The sequence below is a fragment of the Actinomyces culturomici genome (genome assembly GCF_900499005.1).
Classification (GTDB): domain Bacteria; phylum Actinomycetota; class Actinomycetes; order Actinomycetales; family Actinomycetaceae; genus Pauljensenia; species Pauljensenia culturomici.
On record NZ_LS991316.1, the window covers coordinates 964,726 to 989,074 of the forward strand.

Below are 24,349 nucleotides of genomic sequence, written 5' to 3' on the forward strand. Positions count from 1 at the left end.
GCCCTCCTCAGCGCGCCGCGCGCATCTGGCGGAGCTCCTTCTTGAGGTCGGCGATCTCGTCGCGCAGGCGCGCGGCGACCTCGAATTGAAGGTTCTCGGCGGCGGTCATCATCTGGGCGGAGAGCTCCTCGATGAGGGACGCGAGGTCGGCGTCGGCGCGGTCGGCGGGCGAGGCGCCCGCGCGCGATCGGCTTCGCTCCCCCGCGCTGCGCTCTCGACGGTAGCCTCCCTCGAGGAGGGTCTCCGTGTCGACCTGCTCGCGGGCGAGCATGTCGGTGACGTCGGCGATCTTCTTGCGCAGCGGCTGCGGATCGATGCCGTGCTCCTCGTTGTACGCGATCTGGATCTCGCGGCGGCGCTCGGTCTCGGCGATCGCCTGCGCCATCGAGTCCGTGATCGTGTCGGCGTACATGTGGACCTCGCCCGAGACGTTGCGGGCGGCGCGCCCGATCGTCTGGATGAGGGAGCGCGTCGAGCGGAGGAAGCCCTCCTTGTCGGCATCGAGGATCGAGACGAGGGAGACCTCGGGGAGGTCGAGGCCCTCGCGCAGGAGGTTGATGCCGACGAGGACGTCGAACTTCCCCTGGCGCAGTTCGCGGAGGAGCTCGACGCGGCGGAGCGTGTCGACGTCGGAGTGGAGGTACTCGACGCGGACGGACCGCTGGGCGAGATAGGTCGTGAGGTCCTCGGCCATCTTCTTCGTCAGGGTGGTGACGAGGACGCGCTCGTCCTTCTCGACGCGGGCGCGGACCTGCTCGAGGAGGTCGTCGATCTGCCCCTTCGTCGGTTTGACGACGATCTTCGGGTCGACGAGGCCGGTCGGGCGGATGATCTGCTCGACGACCCCGTCCGAACGCGAGAGTTCGTAGTCGCCCGGCGTCGCCGAGAGGTAGACGGTCTGTCCGATGCGCTCGACGAACTCGTCCCACTTGAGCGGGCGGTTGTCCATCGCGGACGGAAGTCGGAACCCGTGGTCGACGAGCGTCCGCTTGCGCGACATGTCGCCCTCGAACATCGCGCCGATCTGGGGGACGGTGACGTGGGACTCGTCGATGATGAGGACGAAGTCGTCGGCGAAGTAGTCGAGAAGGGTGTGGGGCGGGGTGCCGGGGCCGCGTCCGTCGATGTGGCGCGAGTAGTTCTCGACGCCCGAGCACGAGCCGATCTCGCGGAGCATCTCGAGGTCGTAGGTCGTCCGCATGCGCAGGCGCTGCGCCTCGAGGAGCTTGCCCTGGGACTCGAACCACGCGAGGCGCTCCGCGAGCTCCTCCTCGATCGAGGCGATCGCCCGCTTCATCCGCTCCTCGCCGGCCACGTAGTGGGAGGCCGGGAACAGGTAGACGTGGTCGACCTCGTCGATGACGTCCCCCGTGAGCGGGTGGAGGACGGAGAGCGTCTCGATCTCGTCGCCGAACATCTCGATGCGGATCGCGAGCTCCTCGTAGACGGGGATGATCTCGATCGTGTCCCCGCGCACGCGGAACGTCCCGCGCGTGAAGGCGATGTCGTTGCGGACGTACTGCATGTTGACGAAGGCGCGGAGGAGGTCGTCGCGGTCGATCGTCATCCCGCGCTCGAGTTCGACCATGCGGGCGACGTACTCCTCGGGCGTGCCGAGGCCGTAGATGCAGGAGACGGAGGCGACGACGACTGTATCGCGGCGGGTGAGGAGGTTGTTCGTCGCCGAGTGGCGGAGTCTCTCGACCTCGTCGTTGATCGAGGAGTCCTTCTCGATGTACGTGTCCGTCTGGGGGATGTACGCCTCGGGCTGGTAGTAGTCGTAGTAGGAGACGAAGTACTCGACCGCGTTGTTCGGAAGGAGCTCGCGGAACTCGGCGGCGAGCTGCGCGGCGAGCGTCTTGTTCGGCTCGATGACGAGGGCGGGTCGCTGGACCTCTTCGATGAGCCATGCGGTCGTCGCGGACTTGCCGGTGCCGGTCGCGCCCATGAGGACGATGTCCTGTTCGCCGTCGCGCAGCCTCGCGGCGAGCTCCTTGATCGCCTTGGGCTGGTCGCCGGAGGGGGTGTATTCGGAGATCACCTCGAAGGGGTGCTCCTGGCGGGTCACGCGATTCTGCACGCCCCCACCGTAGTCGTTATGCGGTGGGGCCGCCCTGCGCGGGGCGCAGCCAGACCTCGTCGACGCGTGCGACGAGGGCGACGAGGTCGTCCGGAGTGCCGGAGTTCTCGATCCACACGTGCGCGATCGAGCGGCGCTCAGCCTCACGAGCCTGCGAGGCGATGCGGGCGAGGGCGTCCTCGCGGCCGATCCCCCGGGTCTCGAGACGCGCGATGCGGGTCTCCTGCGGGGCGTCGACGACGATCACTGCGTCGAAGAGCGGGGCCATGTCCTTCTCGACGAGGAGCGGCACGTCGTAGACGGCGAGGCCCCCGACGACGGCGCCCGCGAGGATCGCGGCGGCCCGCTGGGCGATGAGCGGGTGGGTGAGCGCCTCGAGGTCGGCGCGGGCGCGCGGATCGGCGAAGACGATCCGGCCGAGCGCCGCCCGATCGAGGGCCCCGTCCTCGTCGAGCACTCCCCCGCCGAAGCGCTCGACAACGAGCCTCAGGCCCTCCGTGCCCGGAGCGACGACCTCGCGGGCGATCTCGTCGGCGTCGGCGACGAGCGCTCCGCGATCCGCGAGGGCGCGGGTCGCGCTCGACTTGCCCGATCCGATGCCGCCCGTCAGGCCGATGCGCAGCGCGCACACGGAGGGGCGCTCGAACTCCCGGATGAGGGTGGCCACTGCTCCGCCCGTCTCGATCCTCGCCATGATCGGCTCCTCCCGCTCGTCGCCCGTCCGAGGTTGCGGCGCCGCGTCGGCGCCTCCCGGACTCGGTGCCCTCATCCTCCCACTCGCGCGGACCGCCCGAAGCCGTGTGACGCCTGTAACATTGGGAGGCGTTGCAGCGCTTCTTTCCACTGGAGTGCTTTCCCTGCTCCTGAGAAAGACCTACCTTGGGCGCAGTAACCTCCGGAGAACCGAGGCCCCGTGAATGCCGACGACCCCCACACAGATCGCGCAGTGCTCATCACCGTGCCGGTGCTCTCAGCCCTTCCACTCGTCTTTCTCGCTTGCTATCTCAGGGCGAGCCGCTCACAACTACCGGCGACTCTCACGGTTCATTGGGGTCCGTTGGGAGAAGCAAATGGAAAGGAAGACCTCGCGTCCTTCATCGCGTTCGCGTTCGTTCTCTCGTTCGCATGGCTGCTCCTCGCCGCGGTCGCATGCGGAATCGAAGCCCTCGGCCGACATCGAGTGTCGCAGTTCGGCATCGTGAAGTACGTGGCCCTCGCAGGAGTCTGGACCACCGTCGGCCTTGAGTCCGCAATCGTTGAGGCGAATGCCCGTTCACGCCCCGCAGATCTCAACATGGACCTCTACATCATTTCGATACTCATCGGACCGGCCATCGCGATCCTCGTCGCGTTCGCGAAATCGAGAATCCGAGTACGAAAGGACGCTTCCTATTCGGAGGCCTAGTTGGTCGCCGATGAGACTTATCCCCCGGATCGCCGTCTCGCCGTGCCCGGCGGACGAACAGAGTCGTCGAGTGTGCGATCTGGGTCCCTTCGCAGGCGGATTCGCGCCTTCACGTCCCCCGAATCGCCGTTTCGGCGTGGTCAATCGGCGCGCAAGCCCGTCGAGTGTGCCATCCAGGTGCGATCCGTAGGGTTCAGCGGCGAAATCCACGTGTTCACTCGCCGCTGCACATGAGGAACACGACCATGTGCGTCAAGGAAAGTGAAAGCGGGTGTCGCGCCCCACTGCACCCGACGACGCGCCAACTCCGATCCCGACTTCACTCTCATTGAACGTGCACCGGTGCCCACGACGAACGTCTCGAGGCCACCAGGAGCGCATCAGTGAAACGCCGAAGGGCGCGCGTCCCGCCGAAGCGGGGCGCGCGCCCTGTCAGTCGAATCCGGGCCTGGACCCTGGGATTCAGTTGTTGTTCGTCAGCTTCTCGCGGAGGGCCGCGAGGGCCTCATCCGAGGCGAGCGTGCCGGCGTTGTCCACGGGGGTGGAGTAGGAGGCCTGCTCCTCGACCGACGGAGCGGCCTCGGCGTCCTCCTCCTGGGCCTTGAGGACCTGGGCCTTGTGGGCCTCCCACCGGGCCTGAGCCTCGGCGTACTGGGCCTCCCAGGCCTCGCGCTGGGCCTCGTAGCCCTCCATCCACTCCTGGGTCTCCGGATCGAAGCCCTCGGGGTACTTGTAGTTGCCGTTCTCGTCGTACTCGGCGGCCATGCCGTAGAGCGAGGGATCGAACTCGTCGGAGTTCGGGTCCACGCCCTCGTTGGCCTGCTTAAGGGAGAGCGAGATGCGGCGGCGCTCGAGGTCGATGTCGATGACCTTGACGAAGGCGTCGTCGCCGACCTTGACGACCTGATCCGGGAGCTCGACGTGACGCTGAGCGAGCTCGGAGATGTGGACGAGGCCCTCGATGCCGTCCTCGACGCGGACGAACGCGCCGAAGGGGACGAGCTTGGTGACCTTGCCGGGGACGACCTGGCCGATCGCGTGGGTGCGCGCGAACGCCTGCCACGGATCCTCCTGGGTCGCCTTGAGCGAGAGGGAGACGCGCTCGCGGTCCATGTCGACGTCGAGAACCTCGACCGTGACCTCCTGGCCGACCTCGACGACCTCGGACGGGTGGTCGATGTGCTTCCAGGAGAGCTCGGAGACGTGGACGAGGCCGTCGACGCCGCCGAGGTCGACGAACGCGCCGAAGTTGACGATCGACGAGACGTTGCCCGTGCGGACCTGGCCCTTGGCGAGCGTGTGGAGGAAGTTCGTGCGGACCTCGGACTGGGTCTGCTCGAGCCACGCGCGACGCGAGAGGACGACGTTGTTGCGGTTCTTGTCGAGCTCGATGATCTTCGCCTCGATCTCGCGGCCGATGTACGGCTGGAGGTCGCGGACGCGACGCATCTCGACGAGGGAGGCGGGGAGGAAGCCGCGGAGACCGATGTCGAGGATGAGGCCGCCCTTGACGACCTCGATGACGGTGCCGGTGACGACGCCGTCCTCCTCCTTGACCTTCTCGATCTGGCCCCAGGCGCGCTCGTACTGGGCGCGCTTCTTCGACAGGAGGAGACGCCCCTCCTTGTCCTCCTTCTGGAGGACGAGGGCCTCGATCTTGTCGCCGACCGCGACGACGTCGTCCGGATCCACGTCGTGCTTGATGGAGAGCTCGCGAGAGAGGATCACGCCCTCAGTCTTGTAGCCGATGTCGAGGAGGACCTCATCGTGGTCGACCTTGACGACAGTGCCCTCGACGATGTCGCCATCGTTGAAGTACTTGATGGTCTCGTCGATGGCGGCAAGCAGGTCCTCGGTGGAGCCGATGTCGTTGACCGCGACCTGCGGCGTGTTGGTGGTCATGTAGTTGTGTCTCCGAAACGGACTGAATAGTAGGCGGATATTCGAGCGGTCCTCCCGGGGTGCGGACGCACTGGTCCCGGGGCACCGCGAACCACTCTACCAGGGCGCGCGGGCGCTCCGACACCCCCGAGCGGCCCGTTTTCGTGGGCCGCGTCTCGATTCCCCGGTGCGTCCCTAGTGCGCGGCGTCCATCCAGTTCGGCCCGACGCCGACCGCGACCTCGAGGGCGATCCGCATCTCGACGGGGCGGGCCATCTCGGCCCGGACGATCTCCTCGACGCGATCCCGCTCCCCCGGCGCGACCTCGAGGAGGAGCTCGTCGTGGATCTGGAGGAGGACGCGGGATGCGAGGCCGGCGGCCGCGAGGGCGTCGACGACCCTCACCATCGCGATCTTCACGATGTCGGCGGCGCTCCCCTGGATGGGGGCGTTGAGGGCGGCGCGCTCGGCCATCTCGCGGCGCTGACGGTTGGAGGAGGTGAGGTCGGGGAGGTAGCGGCGCCGCCCGAACATCGTCTCCGTGTAGCCCTCGACGCGCGCCCGCTCGACGATCTCGTCGAGGTAGTCGCGCACGCGCCCGAAGCGCTCGAAGTAGCGGTCGCGCAGGGCGGACGCCTCGGGGACGGGGATGCGGAGCTGCTGGGAGAGCCCGAAGGGCGAGAGCCCGTAGGCGAGGCCGTAGGAGGTCGCCTTGATGCGGGAGCGCTGCTCGCCGGTCACCTCGTCGACGGGCACGCCGAACACCATCGACGCCATCGTCCGGTGAAGGTCCTCCCCGGACGCGAAGGCGCCGATGAGCCCCTCGTCGCCGGACAGGTGCGCCATGATCCGCATCTCGATCTGCGAGTAGTCGACGCACATCAGCGACTCGAAGCCGGCACCGGGCACGAACCCGGAGCGGATCCGCAGGCCGTCGGGCGTGCGCGCGGGGATGTTCTGGAGGTTGGGATCCGAGGACGCGAGGCGCCCGGTCGCGGCGACGACCTGGGAGAAGGTCGAGTGAATGCGGCCGTCGGGGAGGACCGCGGCGATGAGGGTATCGACCATCTGCTTGAGCTTGATGCGGTCGCGGTGAACGAGGAGGTTGTCGAGGAAGACGGCGCCGCGCGAGGTCTCGTCGGCGAGGCGCGCCCGCAGGTCGACGAGGGCCTCGGCGTTCGTCGTGTACCCGGTCTTCGTCCGCTTCGTCTTCGGCAGGCCGAGGACGTCGAAGAGGATCCGCTGGAGCTGCTTGGGGCTCGAGAGGTTGACGTCCTCCCCGATGACGGCGATGGCGGCCGCGCGAGCGGCCTCGACCTCGTCGCCCAGCGCGCGCGACTGCGCCTCGAGGACGGAGGCGTCGACCGCGATTCCCGTGTCCTCCATGGCGGCGAGGACGCGGGCGACGGGCAGCTCCATGTCGGTGAGGAGGCGCGCCTCCCCCGAGTCGGCGAGCGCGTCGGCGAGGACGCGCCACAGCGCCGGGAGGGCGCGCGCGAGGCGGGCGGCGCGCAGGGCCGCGGCGGGGATGCCGTCGGCGTCGCCGAGGTCGAAGAGCGCGTCCGAGTCCGATCCGTTCGCGACGTCGATGTCGAGGTAGCGCTCAAGGAGGACCGGCAACTCGACGGAGCGCGAGTCGGGGCGCACAAGATAGGCGGCGAGCGCGGTGTCGATCCTCGGCCACGGGATCGTCCAGCCGTGGGCGCGCAGGGCGTGGCTCGTCCCCTTCGCGTCGTGGACGACGACGCCCTCGAGCCCGGCGAGGACGCCGGCCAGCGTCGACTCCTGAGCAGGAGTGAGCACCACGGGGTCGACGACGAGGGCGCGACCGCGCCCCGCGAGGGCGAGGAGGTCGATCCGACCGCGCGCCGGAGCCGTCGATCCTGCGATGTGGAGAGCCTCGAGGGGGCCGGCCGCGGCCCAGGCGGCGATGTCGGTCGAGTCATCGACGACGACGAGGTCGAGGTCGGCGTCCCACGCGAAGGCCGATTCGGTGGGGGCCGCGGGCGCGTCCTCCGCGCCGACGCCGGCGACCGCCATGACGCGCGCGCGCAGTCCCCCGAATTCGAGGACGTCGAAGAGGTCGAAGAGGCCCGACTTGTCGGTCGCCCCGCGCGCGAGGTCGTCGAGGGAGACGCCGAGGTCGAGGTCGGTGAGAAGGTGGTTGAGGCGACGGTTGCGGCGGACGTCGTCGAGGTGCTCGCGCAGCGCCTCGCCCCGCTTCCCCTTCACCTCGTCGGCGCGGTCGAGGAGGTTGTTGAGGCCGTCGAAGAAGGTGATCCACTGCGCCGCGGTCTTCGGTCCGACGCCGGGCACTCCCGGCAGGTTGTCGCTCGTCTCCCCGACGATCGCGGCGATCTCCGGGTAGCGACGCGGGGGTACGCCGTACTTCTCCTCGACGGCCTCGGGCGTCATCCGACGGAGGTCGCCGGGTCCCGTGCCCGGGTAGAGGACGGTCACCGAATCCGTCACCGTCTGGAAGGAGTCGCGGTCGCCCGAGACGACGAGGACGCGCATCCCGGCCTCGCCGCCCCGCTTCGCGAGGGTCGCGAGGATGTCGTCAGCCTCGTAGCCGTCCTTGCGCAGGGAGACGATACCCATCGCGTCGAGGACCTGGGAGATGAGCTCGACCTGACCTTTGAACTCGACGGGGGTCTCGTCGCGGGTCCCCTTGTACTCGGGGTACTCCTCGGTGCGGAAGGAGTGGCGCGAGACGTCGAAGGCGACGGCGATCCGGTCGGGAGCCTCCGTCTCGATGAGCTTGACGAGCATGGAGACGAACCCGTAGACGGCGTTCGTATGCTGCCCGGTGCGGGTCGTGAACTTGTCCGCGGGGAGCGCGTAGAAGGCGCGGAACGCCATCGAGTGGCCGTCGATGATCAGCAGAGTCTCGCTCATGGTGCCACCCTAGAGGGCGTGAACGCTTCAGTCCCGTCAACGCCCCGCCCCGATCCCTCCGTCGATGGGGGGTTCGTCGGCGCCCATTGGCCCGGCTCCCTCATGGAGGCGATGCGCATGGAGGTGCTCGAGCACTCCCCCGCCCGGACCGTCATCACCATGCCCGTCGAGGGGAACACCCAGTCGGCCGGGATCCTCCACGGCGGCGCCTCCGCCGCGCTCGCCGAGACCGCCGCGTCCTTCGCCGCGCAGATCCACGCGCGCGCCGTCCACGGGAGGGACACGGGATTCGCCGTGGGCACCGAGCTCTCGATCTCCCACATCTCCTCGGCGCGCGCCGGCGTCGTCACGGCGACGGCGACCGCCGTCCACCTCGGAGGCTCCTCGACGGTGCACCTCGTCGAACTGCGCGACGGCGACGGGCGCCTCATCTCCACGGCGCGGGTGACGAACAGGATTCTCGCGAGAAGGTGACCGTTCGCCGCCCGGCCGCGGCATCGCGGTGAGCAGCGGGACATTCACGACACTCGAGGCGTACCCGCGATTCGAGCTTGGTAGAGTACCCCGAGTGGGATTCGAACCCACAACAAGCCGGGTTTGAGCCGACCGCCTCTGCCAGTTGGGCTATCGGGGCCACGCGCGAAGCGCGAGACCAGCTTATGATAGCGGTGCTCGATCAGGAAATTGAGGATGTGCCATGACTGCTGACAACGCCACCGAACCGCGCCGCGTGCTCGTCGCCGAGGATGAGGGACTCATCCGCCTCGACATCGTCGAGACGCTCACCGCGGCGGGCTTCACCGTCGTCGGCGAGGCCGCCGATGGCGAGGAAGCCGTCCAGCTGGCCCTCGAGCTCGAGCCCGACCTCTGTGTCATGGACGTGAAGATGCCCCGCATGGACGGCATCACCGCAGCCGAGAAGATCCTCTCCGAGCTCTCCTGCGCCGTCGTCATGCTCACCGCCTTCTCGCAGACCGAGCTCGTCGAGCGCGCCCGCGACGCCGGCGCGATGGCCTACGTCGTCAAGCCCTTCTCCCCCGCCGACCTCATCCCCGCGGTCGAGATCGCCCTCTCGCGCCACCAGGAGATCGAGTCCCTCGAAGAGGAGATCGCCGACCTCTCCGACCGCTTCGAGACCCGCAAGCGCGTCGATCGCGCGAAGGGCCTCCTCATGAAAAACATGGGGATGACCGAGCCCGAGGCCTTCCGCTGGATCCAGAAGACGTCGATGGACCGCCGCCTCTCCATGCGCGAGGTCGCCGACGCCGTCATCGATCAGGTCGACGACTGATCCGCGCGCGTGGGGCGTACCTTCGGGTCGCCCCGAATGCGCCGAAGCGCCGAGGATTCCTCCTCGGCGCTTCTCTCTGAGTCCGTATCGTCGGTTCAGGCCACGGGGATGAGCTCGAGTCCGAGGAAGCGGGCGGCCGCGCCGCGCGCCTCCGGAACGTCGAGGTCGGCGATCGCCTGGGCGATCGACGTGTCCGACAGGTCGTCGAACCACGGCCGAACGGCCTGGCCGAGCTGCTCGATCTCCAGGTTGTTCGCCTGACGATCGAAGACCGTGGAATGGACCGACACGGTCCGGGTATCAGTATTCATTTCTTCTTCTCCATCATTCCTTCAGTCGGCCTCGGGGTATGCGCGAGAGGGGCGCAGGCAACCCGTTCGGCCGAAGTTCATCGGAGTGCCGCATCGATTCCGCCGCCGTCGGCGGCCCGATGTCCTCGGCACCGGCTCCAGTCTACTCGCCTTGGCGGATTCCGCGCGGTGAGGCTCGGCACGCCGCGTCGCTCGCGGCGAAGTCGGCGAAAACCCGAGCGCCGGCGCTCCCGAAGGAGTGCCGGCGCCCCGTGGATCCGTCCGATCAGTGGTGCGAACCGCCGATCGAGTAGTCGACCTCGTCCCCGACCTCGTGGATCCTCAGCATGTTCGAGGAGCCCGCGGTCCCCGGCGGCATGCCGGCGATGATGACGAGCTGGTCGCCGATCTCGGCGAGGTGCGACGACTGGGCGACCTGGTCGACCTGCCACACCATGTCGTCGGTGTGGCGGACCTCCGGGACGCGGTAGGTCTGAATGCCCCAGGTGAGGGCGAGGCGGCGCCTCGTCGACTCGAGCGGCGTGAAGGCGAGCATCGGGATCGGGCGGCGCAGCCTCGACATCTTCCGGGCGGAGGTGCCCGACTGGGTGAAGGTGACGAGGTAGCGGGCCTCGAGGTGCTCGGCGATCGACGCCGCGGCCTCGCAGATGACGGCCGCGCGGTCGTTGACGAAGAAGCCGGAGAGCTGGGCGATCATCTCGCCGCCGTTCTCCTCGGTCGACTCGACGATGCGGGCCATCGTGCGGACCGCCTCGATCGGGTAGGCGCCGACCGAGGTCTCGCCCGAGAGCATCACCGCGTCGGCGCCGTCGAGGATCGCGTTCGCGCAGTCGGAGGCCTCGGCGCGCGTCGGTCGCGGGTTCTTGATCATCGAGTCCATCACCTGGGTGGCGACGATGACCGGCTTCGCGGCGCGGCGGGCGAGCTCGATGGCGCGCTTCTGGACGAGCGGCACGGACTCGAGCGGCATCTCGACGCCGAGGTCGCCGCGGGCGACCATGATGCCGTCGAAGGCGTCGACGATCTCGGCGAGCGCGTCGACGGCCTGGGGCTTCTCGATCTTCGCGATGACGGGGAGGCGGAACCCGACCTCGTCCATGATCGCGTGGACGTCCTCGATGTCGGACGCGGACCGCACGAAGGAGAGGGCGATGAAGTCGGCCTCCTGCTCGAGGGCCCAACGGAGGTCCTCCTTGTCCTTGTCGGACAGGGCGGGCACGGACACGGCGACGCCGGGAAGGTTGAGGCCCTTGTGGTCCGAGACGACGCCGGGGACCTCGACGCGGGTGACGACGTCGGTCTCGGTGACCTCGGTGACGCGGACCGCGACGTTGCCGTCGTCGATGAGGAGGCGATCGCCGGGGGCGCAGTCGCCGGGCAGGCCCTTGAAGGTCGTGCCGACGAGCTCCTTGGTGCCCGGGACGTCGCGGGTCGTGATCGTGAAGGTATCCCCGACCTCGAGGGTCTGGGGTCCCTCGGCGAAGGTCTCGAGGCGGATCTTCGGACCCTGGAGGTCGACGAGGATCGCGACCGCGCGGCCGGAGGTGGCCGACGCCTTGCGGACCTTGGCGATGACGGCCTCGTGGTCCTCGGCCTTGCCGTGGGAGCGGTTGATGCGTGCGACGTCCATTCCGGCGTCGACGAGGGCTTGGATCTGTTCCGACGAATCCGTCGCCGGTCCGATGGTGCAGACGATTTTTGCTCGGCGCATGCCGTCAGTCTACCGTCCCGACGAAGGTCCCAAGGGCTCCGACGGGCCCCGGTCGGCGTGAATGATCCCATCCCGCTCATCCGCGCGCGCGTTCCCGACGTCCGGGGAGTCCGTCGCGGCCTCTTTCGTCGCCGTCCCCTCCCCCGCCGGGATCGACGAGGGCGCGGCGTCCTCGTCGAGAGAAGCGGAGTCGGCGCCGGCGGCGGGCTCGCCGAAGCGCTCGGCGCCGACGAGGGAGGTCGAGCGGCCGAGACGGCCCGCGACGAGGAAGAGGATGAGCCCGACGACGATCATCCCCATCGAGGTCCACGCGTTGAGGCGGATCCCGAGGAAAGTGCGCGCCGCGTCGAGGCGCATCGTCTCCATCCAGATGCGCCCCACCGGGTAGGCGAAGAGGTAGAGCGCGAAGACCTGGCCCGACTTGAAGCGGAACTTCCGGTCGGCCCAGGCGATGAGGGCCGCCATCGAGAGGTTCCAGATCGACTCGTAGAGGAAGGTCGGGTGGAAGAGCGTGCCCGAGGCGTAGCCGGCGGGCAGGTGGGCGTCGTCGATCTCGAGTCCCCAGGGAAGGGTCGTCGGGGAGCCGAAGAGCTCCTGGTTGAAGTAGTTGCCCCAGCGCCCGATGCCCTGCGCCATGATGAGCGCGGGCGCGAGCGAGTCGGCGATCGGCCCGAAGCGCTGGCCGGCGCGGCGCACGGCGATCCACGCGCCGATCGCACCGAAGAGGACGCCGCCCCAGATCGCGAGGCCGCCCTCCCAGATCTTGAGGATCCGGAGCATCGAGGCCGCGTCGGCGAAGTAGTTCTCCGGGGTCGTGATGACGTGGTAGAGGCGGGCGCCGACGATGCCGAGCGGGATCGCCCACAGGGCGACGTCGTACATGAGCTCGGGGTCGCCGCCGCGCTTCTTGTAGCGCTTCGCCGTCCACCAGACGGCGATGATCATGCCGGTGACGATGATGATCCCGTAGGCGCGCAGAGGGATCGGGCCGAGGTGCCAGACGCCGCGCGAGGGCGAGGGGATGGAGGCCGCGATCATGCGCGGGCCCCCTTGACGCCCGCGACGAGCTCTCGCGCGAGGGCGTCGAGGTCGGTGAGGGCGCGGTCGATCGGCTCGGCGAAGAGCGTCTTGACGAGGGCGGAGCCGACGATGACGCCGTCGGCGCACGCGCCGATCTCGTGGGCCTGGGCGCCGGTCGAGACGCCGAGTCCGACGCAGACGCGCTCGGCTCCCGCGTCGCGAGTCCGGGCGACGAGGTCGGCGACGTGCGCGCCGACCGACGCGCGGGCGCCGGTGACGCCCATCGAGGAGGCGGCGTACACCCAGCCGCGCGAGTGCGCGGAGATGAGTTCGAGGCGGCGCCGCGGGGACGAGGGCGCGACGAGGTAGATGCGCTCGAGGCCGGTCGCGTCCGAGGCGGCCTCCCACTGGGCGCCCTCCTCGGGCGGGAGGTCGGGCGTGATGAGGCCCGAGCCGCCGACGGCGGCGAAGTCCTTCGCGAAGCGCTCGACGCCCCACCATTCGACGGGGTTCCAGTAGGTCATCGTGCACGTCGGCAGCCCGTAGGCGGTGAGCTCGTCCACGGCGCGGAAGAGGTCCTCGAGGTGGGTGCCGCGCTCGAGGGCGGCGACGGTCGCCTTCTGGATCGTCGGCCCGTCCATCCCGGGGTCGGAGTAGGGGAAGCCGAGTTCGAGGACGTCGACGCCCGCGTCGGCGAGGGCCTTGCCCGCCCGGATCGAGTCGTCGACCGAGGGGAAGCCGACCGGGAGGTAGGCGATGAGGGCGGCGTCGCCGCGCGCGTTCGCCGCGTCGATCGCCTCGTGGGACTGGACCGCGCGCGTCACTTCGCTGCCTCCTCGCGCTCGAGAGTCGCGACCCCGGAGGGGCCGGCGCTCGGATCGATGACCTGCAGGGTCGGGGTGCCGAGCCCGAACCACTTCGACGCCGTGTCGACGTCCTTGTCGCCGCGTCCCGACACGGTGACGATGGCGATCGGCTCCTCGCCCGGGGCGAAGGGTCCTTCGGCCGCCTTCTCTCCGGCCCAGGCGCGCACGCCCGCGAGGGCGTGCGCGGACTCGATGGCGGGGATGATCCCCTCGGTGCGGGAGAGCAGGAGGAACGCGTCCATCGCCTCGGAATCGGTGACGGCGATGTAGCGGGCGCGCCCGGTGCGCGCGAGCCACGCGTGCTCGGGGCCGACGCCCGGGTAGTCGAGACCGGCGGAGATCGAGTGGGACTCCTTCGTCTGGCCGTCGCGCTCCTGGAGGAGGAAGGTCCGCGCGCCGTGGAGGACGCCGACCTCGTCGCCGGTGATCGAGGCGGCGTGGCGACCCGTCTCGACGCCGTCGCCCCCGGCCTCGCAGCCGAGGAGCTCGACCTCGGGGTCGTCGAGGAAGCCCGTGAAGGAGCCGATGGCGTTCGAGCCTCCGCCGACGCAGGCGACGACGACGTCGGGGAGGCGCCCCTCGCGCTCGAGGAGCTGGGCGCGCGCCTCGTCGCCAATGACGCGCTGGAGGTCGCGGACCATCCCCGGGAAGGGGTGCGGGCCGGCGGCCGTGCCGAAGATGTAGTTCGTCGTCTCGACGTTCGTCACCCAGTCGCGGAAGGCCTCGTTGATCGCGTCCTTGAGGGTGCGCGACCCGGCGGTGACTCCGACGACCTCGGCGCCGAGCATCTGCATGCGGGCGACGTTGAGGGCCTGACGCCGGGTGTCCTCCTCCCCCATGTAGATCGTGCACTCGAGGCCGAGGAGCGCCGCCGCGGTCGCCGTCGCGACGCCGTGCTGGCCCGCGCCCGTCTCGGCGATGACGCGCGTCTTCCCGAGCTCCTTCGTGAGGAGCGCCTGGCCGAGGACGTTGTTGATCTTGTGGGAGCCCGTGTGGTTGAGGTCCTCGCGCTTGAGGAAGACGCGGACTCCGCCGAAGCCCTCCGCGAATCGCGGCGCCTCGGTGAGGAGCGAGGGGCGGCCGGCGTAGCCGACGAGGAGGTCGCGCAGGCGCTTCTGGAAGTCCTGGTCCTTCCACAGGCGCGCCCATTCGCGCTCGAGCTCCTCGAGCGGCCCCATGAGGGACTCGGCGACGAAGCGGCCGCCGAACTCTCCGAAGTACGGGCCCTGGACGAACGACAGCGCCATGCTCACTCCTCCTCCAGCGCGGCGCGCACGCGCGCCTTGCGATCCGTGCGCAGGGCCGGGTGCGACCCCGCGCTCACCATGTCGCCGATGCTCGAGCGCGGATCGCCCGAGGTGACGAGGGCCTCCCCGACGAGGACGGCGTCAGCCCCCCACTTCGCGTACTCGAAGACGTCGTGGGGGCCGCGCACGCCGGACTCGGCGACGGCGACGACCTCGGCGGGGATGACGTCGATGACCTGCTCGACGGTCGCGCGGTCGACCTCGAGGGTCTTGAGGTCTCGGGCGTTGACGCCGATGATGCGGGCGCCCGCGTCGAGGGCTCGGAGGGCCTCGAGGCGCGAGTGGGTCTCGACGAGGGCGTTCATGCCGAGCGAGTGGACCCTCTCGAGGAGGGACACGAGCGCCGGTTGCTCGAGGGCCGCGACGATGAGGAGGACGAGGTCCGCGCCGTGGGCGCGGGCCTCGTGGATCTGGTACGGGGTGACGATGAAGTCCTTGCGCAGGACGGGGATGTCGACGGCCGCGCGGACCGCGTCGAGGTCGGCGAGCGAGCCGTGGAAGCGCCGTCCCTCGGTGAGGACGCTGATGGCGGAGGCGCCGCCCTCCTCGTAGAGGGAGGCGAGCCGCGCGGGATCCGGGATGTCGGCGAGCGCGCCCTTCGAGGGCGAGGAGCGCTTGACTTCGGAGATGATCGAGACGGCGCACTCCTTCTCCGACAGGACGGCGAACGCGTCGAGGGCGTCCGGGGCCTTGAGGGCGCGCTTCTTGATCTCGGCCATGGGGATCGCGTCCTCGCGGTCCTTGAGGTCGTCGAGCACGCCGGCGATGATGTCGTCCAAGACGCTCATGGATGGGTCCTCCCGTCTTCCAGCGACGTCGTCGATCGTATCCCTTCGCCCTGCTCGCGCCCGAATCGGCCCATCATGCGGCTCCGGGGTCCCCCGAGGACGGTGCGAGGGTCGAGGCGATCCGGACGGCCTCGAGGGCCGCGGCCGCCTTGTTCCGCGTCTCCTCGTACTCCCGTTCGGGCACAGAGTCCGCGACGATCCCGGCGCCCGACTGCACAGAGGCGACGCCGTCGGCGATGGAGGCCGTGCGGATCGCGATCGCGAGGTCGGTGTCCCCGGCGAGGTCGAAGTAGCCGACCACTCCCCCGTACACTCCGCGCGCCGCGGGCTCGTACTCGTCGATGAGCGCGATCGCCCGCGGCTTCGGCGCGCCCGAGAGCGTGCCCGCCGGGAAGGTCGCGACGAGGCAGTCGAGGGCGTCGACGCCGTCGGCGAGGACGCCCGTGACGGTCGAGGAGATGTGCTGGATGTGAGAGAAGCGCTTGATCTCCATGAGGGTCGCGACCTCGAGGGTTTCGGGCGCGCAGATCTTCGACAGGTCGTTGCGGGCGAGGTCGACGAGCATGACGTGCTCGGAGAGCTCCTTGGGATCCTCGAGGAGGCCGCGCGCGAGCTCCCGATCCTCGGCCGCCGTCCGCCCGCGCGGGCGCGAGCCGGCGATCGGGTACGTCCACACGCGCCGTCCCTCCGTGCGCATAAGCGTCTCCGGCGAGGAGCCGACGACCTCGTAGTCGCCGCCGCGCCCGTCGGGGAGCCGGAGGAGGTACATGTAGGGCGAGGGGTTGATCGTCCGCAGGACGCGGTAGACGTCGAGGCCCGAGGCGTCGGTATCGACGTCGAGGCGCTGGGAGAGGACGATCTGGAAGACCTCGCCGTCGCGGATCGCGCCCTTGGCGGCTTCGACGCTCGCCTCGAAGTCCTCTTTCGGGGTCCGGTGGGCGATCGCCGGGCGCTCCGCGCCCGTCGGCGCGAGGACGGCGGGGCGGATCGGCGCGCCGAGGCGCTCCTCCATCCCCTCGAGTCGTACGAGGGCGGAGTCATAGGCTTCGTCGACGCGCGCGTCCGAGCCGTCCATGTTCCACGCGATCGCGCACAGCCACACGGACCCGTTCGAGTGGTCGAGGGCGGCGACTTCGGAGGCGAGGACGAGTGCGGCGTCGGGGACGTCGGACTCGCGCGGGGACGAGGGCGCGAGGGTCGGCTCCCATTCGGAGATGATCCCCCAGCCGAGGGATCCGACGAGGGCGCCGGTGAGCGGCGGGAGGCCGGGGATCGGGTCGGCGCGCAGCGCGCCGAGCGCCGAGTGGAGGACGTCGAGCAGGGCTCCCGACTCGAGGGCGCCGCTCGGCGCACCGCCCTCCCAGGCGGCCCGCCCGTCGCGGTAGACGATCGCGCCGAGCGAGTCGGCGCCGACGAAGGACCAGCGGCCCCACGAGCCGTCGTGCTCGGCGGACTCGAGGATGAAGGTGCCGGCCCCGGGCTTCGCGAGCTGGCGGTAGACGCCGACGGCGCTGAGTTCGTCGGCGAGGACCCTGCGCACGACGGGGATGACGCGCCGCCCCTTCGCGAGGCGGCGGAAGGTCTCGCGGTTCGGCCAGGTGCGCCCCCACTCGAGGGACTCGGGCGTGGGGGCGTCGGAGACTCGAGCGCTCATCGCGCCGGCCTGTTCCCGACGACCGCCTCGAGCGGTCCGCCCTCGAGGAAGCACGACCGCTTCCCCGTGTGGCACGCGGCGCCGACCTGGTCGACCTCGACGAGGAGCGCGTCGCCGTCGCAGTCGAGGGACACGGACTTCACGTACTGCGCGTGCCCCGAGGTGTCGCCCTTGCGCCAGTACTCGCTCCGCGACCTCGACCAGAAGGTGACCCGACCGGTCGTGAGGGTCCGATGGAGCGCCTCGTCGTCCATCCATCCGACCATGAGGACGTCGCGGGTGTCGTACTGCTGGACGACGGCGGCGACGAGGCCGTTGGCGTCGCGCTTGAGGCGGGAGGAGATCGCGGGATCGAGAGTCACGCGGTCATCCTGCCACGTCGGCGCCGGTCGTCGCGCGCCGGGGTCGGGGCTCGAACGCCCGCGCGTCAGAACCAGTCGGGGACGACGCCCCAGACGACGTGGGACACGGCGGCCCCGAGGATGAGCCAGGGCCCCAGCGGCATCCGAGCCTGCGTACCGGCCGAGCCGACGACGATCCGCCAGACCGCGGCGAGGCCCGCCGCGAGGAAGGAGATGACGAGGCCGCCGATGGCCGCCTCGACGGACTCCGACCCGAGCATCGCGCCGAGGACCGGGGCGATCTTCACGTCGCCGAAGCCCACGCCGCCGGGAAGGCGCGAGAGGAGCCACAGCGGCACGAGCCAGATGAGAAGGCCCGCCCCGATCGCCGCGAGAACCCGCCAGGGCTCATCGGAGGCGGCGACCGCGCAGCCCGCTCCGAAGGCGACGCCGAGCCCCATGGCGGCGGTGTAGGCGTTGGGGAGCCGATGGGTCCGCGCATCGGTGAGGGCCGACAGCGCGCCGATCATCGCGACGGCGACGATCGCGGGCGCGGAGGGGCGCAGGTGGGAGGCGACGATCGTGATGATCCCGATGATCGCCGAGGTCCACACGATCCCGTTCCGCTTGTACGGGGTGAGGGTCGCCTCGATGAAGTAGCGTCGCTGGACTCGCCAGCCCTTCCTCCACAGCCAGGCGACGACGAGGAACCACACGAGAAGGGCGGACGCGAGCGAGAGGTCGTCGACGACCGGCTTGAGGAGCGAATTGCGCCCGAGGTCGAGCACTCCCGCCCCGAGAGGCCCTGCGGCGCTCAGTACCACGGGGCCACCGCCTCGCGCATGAGGGCGATGTCGGGATCGGAGCCCGTCATGAGGCGGACCTGCTGGGCCGCCTGGTGGACGAGCATGTCGAGTCCGTCGGCGATGACCGCGCCCGCCCGATCGAAGGCGTCGACGAGGCCGGTGCGCCGCGGCGCGTAGACGACGTCGAGGAGGGTCTGATCGGCGCGCGGGCTCAGGCGCGCCGCGAGCTCGTCCGGGACCCCCGCGGGCAGCGTCGAGACGACGAGGTCGGCGGCGTCGACGGCCGCCGCGACCTCGTCGGCGAGCGACCACGGGATCTGATCGATGTCGACGCCGAGGCGAGCGGCCGCGGCGACGATGGATCCGGGTCCGCCGAAGCGGCGTGCCGCGACCGTCGAGCGGGTGACGCCGAGAGTCCCGAGGGCGGCGAGCGAGGAGGCCGCCGTGGCCCCCGCCCCGAGAACGACGGCGCTGCGCGGTGCGGGCAGGCCCCGTTCGACTCGCGCCGAGCGGATCGCCTCGACGATCCCGTGGACGTCCGTGTTGAATCCCGAGAGGATCCCCGCCGAGGGAATCACCGTGTTGACCGCCCCGACGGCCCGCGCCTGGGGGTCGACGGCGTCGAGGAGCCCGAGGAGCGCCTGCTTGCACGGCATCGTCGCGGAGAGTCCGACGCAGTCGGCGTCGAGTCCGGCGAGGAAGGCGGGCAGGTCCTCCTTCGTCACCTCGCGCTTGAGGTACCGCCAGTCATCGGGCAGACCGAGCCCCCGCCACGCCGCCTCGTGGAGGAGCGGCGAGAGCGAATGGGAGATCGGTGAGCCGATGACGGCCGCCCAGGGCACGAGTCAGCACTTCCCCGAGTTCGCGGCGCAGTACTCCTTGAACATCTCGATGTTCTTCTGCTGCTCGGCGTAGGTCGTCGCGAAGAGGGTCTCCCCGGTATCGAGGTTGACGGTGACGTAGTAGAGCCAGTCGCCCTCGGCGGGGTTGAGAACCGCTGTGATCGCCGACGTCGCCGGCTGGGCGATCGGAGTCGGCGGAAGCCCCTGGTGAACGTACGTGTTGTACGGGTTGTCGTTCGCCATGTCCTCCGCGGTCGGCACTCCCCCGGTCTTTCCCACGCCGTAGAGGACGGTGGAGTCCATCTGGAGGAAGCCCTTCGTCTCCGCACTCGTGTCCGCGAGGCGGTTCTCGATGACGCGGGCGACCTTCGGGAGGTACTCGTCGATGTTGACCTCGCGCTCGAGGATCGAGGCCTTGATGAGGACGGCCTCCCGGTCGGCGGCCGCGACCCTGAGGTCGTCGAGCTCCTTGACGGTCCCCTTCACCATCTCGGCGAGGAGCGTCGTCGGCGTGTCCGTCGAGGCGACCTCGTAGGAGCCGGGAGCGAGCCAGCCCTCGGCGTTCCCGCCCGCCTCGGCGGGCAGTCCGATTCCGGCCGAGTCCTTGAGGGCGGCCTCGACCTCGTCGGTCGTGAACGACGTGACGGCGGTGATGCGCTCGACGATCTGCGCGGCGGTCTGACCGGGCGTGACGGTCACGGTGTTGTCCGAGCGGTTCGCCTCGTCGAGGAGCGCGGCGACGGCGTCGGACGCGCTCATCTGGAGCTTCAGCGTGTAGGTCCCCGGGCGAATCGACGTCGCGGCCTTGTTCGCGGTGAACGCGCGCGTGAAGGCCTCGAGAGACTTGACGACGCCCGCGTCGACGAGGCTCTGGCCGATCTGCGTGCCCGACTCGCCGACGTCGACGGTGACCTCGACGCTGCCGGAGCCCGGGCCCGGGTAGTCGTCGGCGACCGCGGAGGACTGGGAGGAGGAGTCGCGCAGCTGATTGATCGCGAACCACCCCGCGCCTACGAGGAGTGCGAGGACGAGGGCGAGGATGAGGACCGAGCGGATCCGGCGATTCCGCCTGCGCTTGCGCGCGCGCCTCCGCTCGTGCTCGAGGCGGCGCGAGCGCATTCCGGTCGTCTCGACGGGGACCTGCGCCGCGGCGCGTCGCTCCTCGGCGTGGAGTTCCCGGCGCGGCCGGAAGGGGGGACGGGGGTTCGGAGTCGTCACGGACGCTCGCTCCCTTCGATGGTGATCTCGTCGCCCGGGGCGCGCCCGGAGATGCGCTCGAGCTCGAGCGCCTGTTCGAGGATGATCTGGGCGGCCACCTGGTCGACGACCGACCGATGGTCGCGCTCGGCGACGCCGGAGGCCCTCAGCCTCGCGTGCGCCTGGCTGGAGGTGAGCCGCTCGTCGACGAGGGCGACCCGCAGGTCGGGCCTCGCGGTCTTGATGCGCCGAGCGTACTTGCGCGCGCCCTTCGCCGATACTCCCTCGCCGCCCTTGAGGTGACGGGGCAGGCCGACGACGACCTCGACCGCGCCGTACTCGTCGGCGAGAGCGCACACGCGCGCGACGTCCAACCCATCGTCCTGACGGAGGACGGTCTCGAGCGGGGTCGCGAGGATCCCGTCGGCGTCGCAGCGCGCGACCCCGACCCTCACGGTCCCCACGTCGACTCCGAGTCGGACGCCGCGCCGGAGCGTCACGATGCGGCGACCTCGCGGCGGATCGCGTCGAGCGCGTCGGCGATCCCGTCGATCTTCGTGCCGCCGCCCTGCGCGATGTCGTCGCGCCCGCCGCCTCCGCCGCCGAGGTACTGGCCGACGGCGCGGACCAGGGCGCCCGCCTTCGCCTTCCGCTCGCGCGCCGCCTCGTTCGTCGCGACGACGATCGCGGGCTTGTCGGCGACGCGGCCGATGAGGGCGACGACCGCGGGGGTCTCGCCGAGGCGATCGCGGACCTCGAGGGCGAGGGTGCGCAGCGCGTCGGCCGACGGCATCTCGCCGGCGTCCTTCGCGACGAGGCCGAGGCCGGAAACCGGCTCGGCGGAGGCCGCGAGGTCGGCGGCCCGCGAGAGGGCCTGCTCGGTGCGGAGGCGGTCGAGCTCGCGCTCGGAGTCCTTCACGCGGGCGAGGAGCTGCTCGATGCGGCCGGGGAGCTCGTCCGCGCGTCCGCCGAGGAGCGTCGAGATCTGGGAGACGAGCGCGTGCTCCTTCGCCTGGAAGGCGTAGGCGCCGTCGCCGACGAGCGCGTCGATGCGGCGCACGCCCGAGCCGATCGAGCCCTCGCCGAGGACCGCGATGCGGCCGATCCGACCGGTCGTCGGCACGTGCGTGCCGCCGCAGAGCTCCTTGTCGAAGCCGTCGCCGATCGTGACGACGCGGACCTCCGCGCCGTACTTCTCGCCGAAGAGGGCGATCGCGCCGGACTTGCGGGCCTCGTCGATCGACATGACCTCGGTCGTCACGGCGAGGTCCTCGGCGAGCTTCTCGTTGACGAGGGACTCGATGTCCTCGATCTGGGAGGACTCGAGGGCGCTCGAGTGGCGGAAGTCGAAGCGCAGGCGCGAGGGCGAGTTCTCCGAGCCCGCCTGGTCGGCGTCCTGCGCGACGACGCGCCGCAGTCCCGCGTAGACCATGTGGGTCGCGGTGTGGGCGCGGGCGATCGCGAGGCGGCGCTCGACGTCGATCTCCGCCCACGCCTTCTCGCCGAGCGCGACGGCGCCCTCGGTGAGGGTGCCGCGGTGGACGGACAGGCCCTTGATCGGCGCCTGGACGTCGTGGACCTCGATGATGCCGCCGTCGGCGAGGCGGATGACGCCGTGGTCGGCGAGCTGGCCGCCCATCTCGGCGTAGAAGGGGGTGCGGTCGAGGACGACCTCGACCTCGGCGGGGGCCGTCGCCGCCGGGGCGGGGACGCCGTCGACGAGGAGCGCGGCGATCTGCGCGTCGGCGCCGACCTCCGTGTAGCCGAGGAAGGTCGAGCCGCCGCCCATCTGCTTCTCGATGTCCTGGAAGACGCGGACGTCGGTGTGCCCGGTCTTCTTCGCGCGCGCGTCGGCGCGGGCGCGGTCCTTCTGCTCCTGCATGAGCGTCCGGAATGCCTCCTCGTCGACCTTGAGGCCCTGCTCGGCGGCCATCTCGAGGGTGAGGTCGATGGGGAAGCCGTAGGTATCGTGGAGGGAGAACGCGGAGGCGCCGCTCAGGACCTTCGAGCCCTCCCCCTTCGCCTCGGCGACCGCGGTGTCGAGGATCGTCGTGCCCGCGGCGAGGGTGCGGCGGAACGCGTCCTCCTCCGCGTAGGCGACGTCCTGGATGGTCGCCCAGTTCGCGTCGAGCTCGGGGTACGAGAGGGACATGACGTTCTTCGACGCCGTGAGGAGCGTCGGGAGGGCCGCGTCCTCGACGCCGAGGAGGCGCATCGAGCGGACGGCGCGGCGGATGAGGCGGCGCAGAACGTAGCCGCGGCCGTCGTTGCCGGGGCGGACGCCGTCGTTGATGAGCATGAGGGCCGAGCGGACGTGGTCGGCGACGACGCGCATGCGGACGTCGTCGTCGTAGGCGGCGCCCGCCGACGGGCCCGCAGCGCCGAGGCCGTAGGTCTTGCCGGACATCTCCTGGGCCGCCGCGATGACGGGGTAGACCTCGTCGATCTCGTACATGTTCGGCTTGTCCTGCATGATGAACGCGAGGCGCTCGAGGCCGGCGCCCGTGTCGATCGCGGTCTTGTCGAGCTTGCCGACGAGTTCGAAGTCGTGGCCCTCGCCCTCGCCGCGGACGAACTCGTCGAAGACGAGGTTCCAGATCTCGAGGAATCGATCGCCGGCGACGTCGACGATGGGGCCGCCATCCGGACCGTAGGCGGGGCCGCGGTCGTAGTGGATCTCGCAGCACGAGCCCGCGGGGCCCGGCTGGCCGGTCGACCACGAGATCTCCTCGAAGGGGAGGCGCTGGATCCGCTCGGCGGGGACGCCGATCGTCTTCGTCCAGTGGTCGAAGGAGACCTCGTCCTTCTCCCAGATCGTCATCCACAGCCGGTCGCCGTCGAGGCCGTAGCCGCCCTCGTCCTGGGACGACGTGAGGAGCTCCCACGCGAAGTCGATCGCGCCCTCCTTGAAGTAATCGCCGAAGGAGAAGTTGCCGTTCATCTGGAAGAACGTGCCGTGACGGGTCGTCTTGCCGACGTTCTCGATGTCGTTCGTGCGGATGCACTTCTGCACCGACGCCGCCCGCGGCCACGGGGCCGGCTCCGTCCCGAGGATGTAGGGGATGAAGGGGACCATCCCCGCGACGGTGAAGAGGATGGAGGGCTCGGGCGAGATGAGGGACACCGATTCGGCGATGTGGTGGTCCTTCTTCGCGAAGTAGTCGAGCCAGCGGGAGCGGATCTCAGAGGTGCGCATGGGTCCTCATGGTAGTAGGCGAAGGGGCGGCGGGGCATATCGGCTCGGGCGCCGCCGGATGCGGCGGAACCCCGGGAACGCTGGTTCCCGGGGTTCCGCGAGGCGCGATCAGCGCGAGTAGTGCTCGACGACCATCTGGACGTCGCAGGTGACCGGAACCTCGGCGCGCTTCGGGCGGCGGACGAGGGTCGCCTTGAGGCGCTCAAGGTCGACGTCGAGGTACTCCGGGACGGCCGGAAGAACGTCGCGGTGGACGCCCTGGGCGGCGATCTCGAAGGGCACCGCGGTCTGCGACTTCGGCTTGACCTGGAGGGTCTGGCCGGGCTTCACGCGGAAGGAGGGGCGGTCGACGATCTGGCCGTCGACGAGGATGTGGCGGTGCACGACGATCTGGCGGGCCTGCTGGATCGTGCGGGCGAAGCCGGCGCGGAGCACGAGGGCGTCGATGCGCATCTCGAGGAGCTCGACGAGGTTCTCACCGGTCAGGCCGGCGGTGCGGCGGGCCTCCTCGAAGGCGCGGCGCAGCTGCGACTCGCGGATGCCGTACTGGGCGCGGAGACGCTGCTTCTCCTTGAGGCGGACGGCGTAGTCGGAGTCCTGGCGGCGGCGCGAACGGCCGTGCTCGCCGGGGCCGTAGGGGCGCTTCTCGAAGTAGCGGACGGCCTTCGGGGTGAGCGCGAGGCCGAGGGCGCGGGACTCGCGCACCTGCTTGCGGGAACGGTTCTGAGCCATTTCCTCTGTCCTTCCTGTTTCTC

General features: G+C 70.4%; 21 protein-coding genes and 1 tRNA gene. 3 read left to right on the plus strand and 19 right to left on the minus strand.

Going from position 1 to position 24,349, the window contains the following annotated elements:
• Window positions 1-7 precede the first annotated feature (7 nt).
• Both uvrB and coaE read right to left on the minus strand, forming a co-directional pair.
• Window positions 8-2,068 carry an excinuclease ABC subunit UvrB gene (gene uvrB / locus DY157_RS04155; RefSeq protein WP_115727924.1) on the minus strand — a complete coding sequence of 687 codons (2,061 nt, stop codon included), beginning with the start codon at window positions 2,066-2,068 and terminating at the stop codon, window positions 8-10.
• A 28-nt stretch (window positions 2,069-2,096) separates the two neighbouring features.
• Window positions 2,097-2,774, minus strand: coding sequence for a dephospho-CoA kinase (gene coaE / locus DY157_RS04160; protein ID WP_115727358.1), 678 nt, complete (start codon window positions 2,772-2,774; stop codon window positions 2,097-2,099).
• Between the two features lie 219 nt (window positions 2,775-2,993).
• Between coaE and DY157_RS04165 the strand changes: the two genes are divergently transcribed.
• Window positions 2,994-3,485: a hypothetical protein gene (locus DY157_RS04165; protein WP_160159448.1), complete on the plus strand. Its 492-nt coding sequence runs from the start codon at window positions 2,994-2,996 to the stop codon at window positions 3,483-3,485.
• Between the two features lie 462 nt (window positions 3,486-3,947).
• Here DY157_RS04165 and rpsA read toward each other — a convergent pair whose 3' ends face one another.
• Both rpsA and polA read right to left on the minus strand, forming a co-directional pair.
• Window positions 3,948-5,387, minus strand: coding sequence for a 30S ribosomal protein S1 (gene rpsA / locus DY157_RS04170; protein WP_115727360.1), 1,440 nt, complete (start codon window positions 5,385-5,387; stop codon window positions 3,948-3,950).
• A 174-nt stretch (window positions 5,388-5,561) separates the two neighbouring features.
• Entirely contained in the window at window positions 5,562-8,264 is a 2,703-nt protein-coding gene (gene polA / locus DY157_RS04175) for a DNA polymerase I (protein ID WP_115727361.1), read from the minus strand.
• A gap of 102 nt (window positions 8,265-8,366) precedes the next feature.
• Between polA and DY157_RS04180 the strand changes: the two genes are divergently transcribed.
• Window positions 8,367-8,738, plus strand: a complete 372-nt coding sequence (locus DY157_RS04180; protein ID WP_115727362.1) for a PaaI family thioesterase — start codon at window positions 8,367-8,369, stop codon at window positions 8,736-8,738.
• A gap of 86 nt (window positions 8,739-8,824) precedes the next feature.
• Here DY157_RS04180 and DY157_RS04185 read toward each other — a convergent pair.
• A tRNA-Leu gene (locus tag DY157_RS04185) sits at window positions 8,825-8,898 on the minus strand.
• A gap of 63 nt (window positions 8,899-8,961) precedes the next feature.
• Between DY157_RS04185 and DY157_RS04190 the strand changes: the two genes are divergently transcribed.
• Complete coding sequence (locus DY157_RS04190; protein WP_115727363.1) at window positions 8,962-9,555, plus strand: ANTAR domain-containing response regulator; 594 nt, start codon at window positions 8,962-8,964, stop codon at window positions 9,553-9,555.
• 95 nt (window positions 9,556-9,650) lie between these two features.
• Here DY157_RS04190 and DY157_RS04195 read toward each other — a convergent pair whose 3' ends face one another.
• The 14 genes from DY157_RS04195 to rpsD form a co-directional block, all read right to left on the minus strand.
• Window positions 9,651-9,866, minus strand: a complete 216-nt coding sequence (locus tag DY157_RS04195) for a hypothetical protein (RefSeq protein ID WP_115727364.1) — start codon at window positions 9,864-9,866, stop codon at window positions 9,651-9,653.
• Window positions 9,867-10,131: 265 nt separating this feature from the next.
• Window positions 10,132-11,577 (minus strand): pyruvate kinase, encoded by a 1,446-nt coding sequence (gene pyk / locus DY157_RS04200; protein ID WP_115727365.1) that lies wholly within the window; start codon window positions 11,575-11,577, stop codon window positions 10,132-10,134.
• Window positions 11,578-11,586: 9 nt separating this feature from the next.
• Window positions 11,587-12,615 carry a prolipoprotein diacylglyceryl transferase gene (lgt, locus tag DY157_RS04205; RefSeq protein WP_115727366.1) on the minus strand — a complete coding sequence of 343 codons (1,029 nt, stop codon included), beginning with the start codon at window positions 12,613-12,615 and terminating at the stop codon, window positions 11,587-11,589.
• Window positions 12,612-13,421 (minus strand): tryptophan synthase subunit alpha, encoded by an 810-nt coding sequence (trpA, locus tag DY157_RS04210; RefSeq protein ID WP_115727367.1) that lies wholly within the window; start codon window positions 13,419-13,421, stop codon window positions 12,612-12,614. The genes lgt and trpA overlap by 4 nt, the downstream gene beginning before the upstream one ends.
• Window positions 13,418-14,710: a tryptophan synthase subunit beta gene (gene trpB, locus DY157_RS04215; RefSeq protein WP_115727368.1), complete on the minus strand. Its 1,293-nt coding sequence runs from the start codon at window positions 14,708-14,710 to the stop codon at window positions 13,418-13,420. The genes trpA and trpB overlap by 4 nt, the downstream gene beginning before the upstream one ends.
• A 2-nt stretch (window positions 14,711-14,712) precedes the next feature.
• Window positions 14,713-15,558, minus strand: a complete 846-nt coding sequence (gene trpC / locus DY157_RS04220; protein WP_115727369.1) for an indole-3-glycerol phosphate synthase TrpC — start codon at window positions 15,556-15,558, stop codon at window positions 14,713-14,715.
• A 73-nt stretch (window positions 15,559-15,631) separates the two neighbouring features.
• Window positions 15,632-17,212 carry a chorismate-binding protein gene (locus tag DY157_RS04225; RefSeq protein WP_115727370.1) on the minus strand — a complete coding sequence of 527 codons (1,581 nt, stop codon included), beginning with the start codon at window positions 17,210-17,212 and terminating at the stop codon, window positions 15,632-15,634.
• On the minus strand, window positions 17,209-17,574 hold the full coding sequence (gene hisI, locus DY157_RS04230) for a phosphoribosyl-AMP cyclohydrolase (RefSeq protein ID WP_115727371.1): 366 nt from the start codon (window positions 17,572-17,574) through the stop codon (window positions 17,209-17,211). The genes DY157_RS04225 and hisI overlap by 4 nt, the downstream gene beginning before the upstream one ends.
• A 65-nt stretch (window positions 17,575-17,639) precedes the next feature.
• Window positions 17,640-18,341, minus strand: coding sequence for a prepilin peptidase (locus tag DY157_RS04235; protein ID WP_115727372.1), 702 nt, complete (start codon window positions 18,339-18,341; stop codon window positions 17,640-17,642).
• Between the two features lie 26 nt (window positions 18,342-18,367).
• Window positions 18,368-19,201, minus strand: coding sequence for a shikimate dehydrogenase (locus tag DY157_RS04240; RefSeq protein WP_115727373.1), 834 nt, complete (start codon window positions 19,199-19,201; stop codon window positions 18,368-18,370).
• Between the two features lie 3 nt (window positions 19,202-19,204).
• Entirely contained in the window at window positions 19,205-20,419 is a 1,215-nt protein-coding gene (mltG, locus tag DY157_RS04245) for an endolytic transglycosylase MltG (protein ID WP_235827065.1), read from the minus strand.
• Entirely contained in the window at window positions 20,416-20,898 is a 483-nt protein-coding gene (ruvX, locus tag DY157_RS04250) for a Holliday junction resolvase RuvX (RefSeq protein ID WP_115727374.1), read from the minus strand. Before ruvX ends, mltG begins: the two co-directional genes overlap by 4 nt.
• Window positions 20,895-23,594, minus strand: a complete 2,700-nt coding sequence (gene alaS / locus DY157_RS04255) for an alanine--tRNA ligase (protein ID WP_115727375.1) — start codon at window positions 23,592-23,594, stop codon at window positions 20,895-20,897. Before alaS ends, ruvX begins: the two co-directional genes overlap by 4 nt.
• Before the next feature lie 108 nt (window positions 23,595-23,702).
• Window positions 23,703-24,326: a 30S ribosomal protein S4 gene (gene rpsD / locus DY157_RS04260; protein ID WP_115727376.1), complete on the minus strand. Its 624-nt coding sequence runs from the start codon at window positions 24,324-24,326 to the stop codon at window positions 23,703-23,705.
• Window positions 24,327-24,349: the final 23 nt, after the last annotated feature.

Coding starts and splice junctions, on each gene's coding strand:
- coaE (WP_115727358.1), bottom strand. CDS start 2,774: ATGGCGAGGATCGAGACGGGCGGAGCAGTGGCCACCCTCATCCGGGAG.
- rpsA (WP_115727360.1), bottom strand. CDS start 5,387: ATGACCACCAACACGCCGCAGGTCGCGGTCAACGACATCGGCTCCACC.
- polA (WP_115727361.1), bottom strand. CDS start 8,264: ATGAGCGAGACTCTGCTGATCATCGACGGCCACTCGATGGCGTTCCGC.
- DY157_RS04180 (WP_115727362.1), top strand. CDS start 8,367: ATGGAGGCGATGCGCATGGAGGTGCTCGAGCACTCCCCCGCCCGGACC.
- DY157_RS04190 (WP_115727363.1), top strand. CDS start 8,962: ATGACTGCTGACAACGCCACCGAACCGCGCCGCGTGCTCGTCGCCGAG.
- DY157_RS04195 (WP_115727364.1), bottom strand. CDS start 9,866: ATGAATACTGATACCCGGACCGTGTCGGTCCATTCCACGGTCTTCGAT.
- pyk (WP_115727365.1), bottom strand. CDS start 11,577: ATGCGCCGAGCAAAAATCGTCTGCACCATCGGACCGGCGACGGATTCG.
- lgt (WP_115727366.1), bottom strand. CDS start 12,615: ATGATCGCGGCCTCCATCCCCTCGCCCTCGCGCGGCGTCTGGCACCTC.
- trpB (WP_115727368.1), bottom strand. CDS start 14,710: ATGGCGCTGTCGTTCGTCCAGGGCCCGTACTTCGGAGAGTTCGGCGGC.
- trpC (WP_115727369.1), bottom strand. CDS start 15,558: ATGAGCGTCTTGGACGACATCATCGCCGGCGTGCTCGACGACCTCAAG.
- DY157_RS04225 (WP_115727370.1), bottom strand. CDS start 17,212: ATGAGCGCTCGAGTCTCCGACGCCCCCACGCCCGAGTCCCTCGAGTGG.
- alaS (WP_115727375.1), bottom strand. CDS start 23,594: ATGCGCACCTCTGAGATCCGCTCCCGCTGGCTCGACTACTTCGCGAAG.
- rpsD (WP_115727376.1), bottom strand. CDS start 24,326: ATGGCTCAGAACCGTTCCCGCAAGCAGGTGCGCGAGTCCCGCGCCCTC.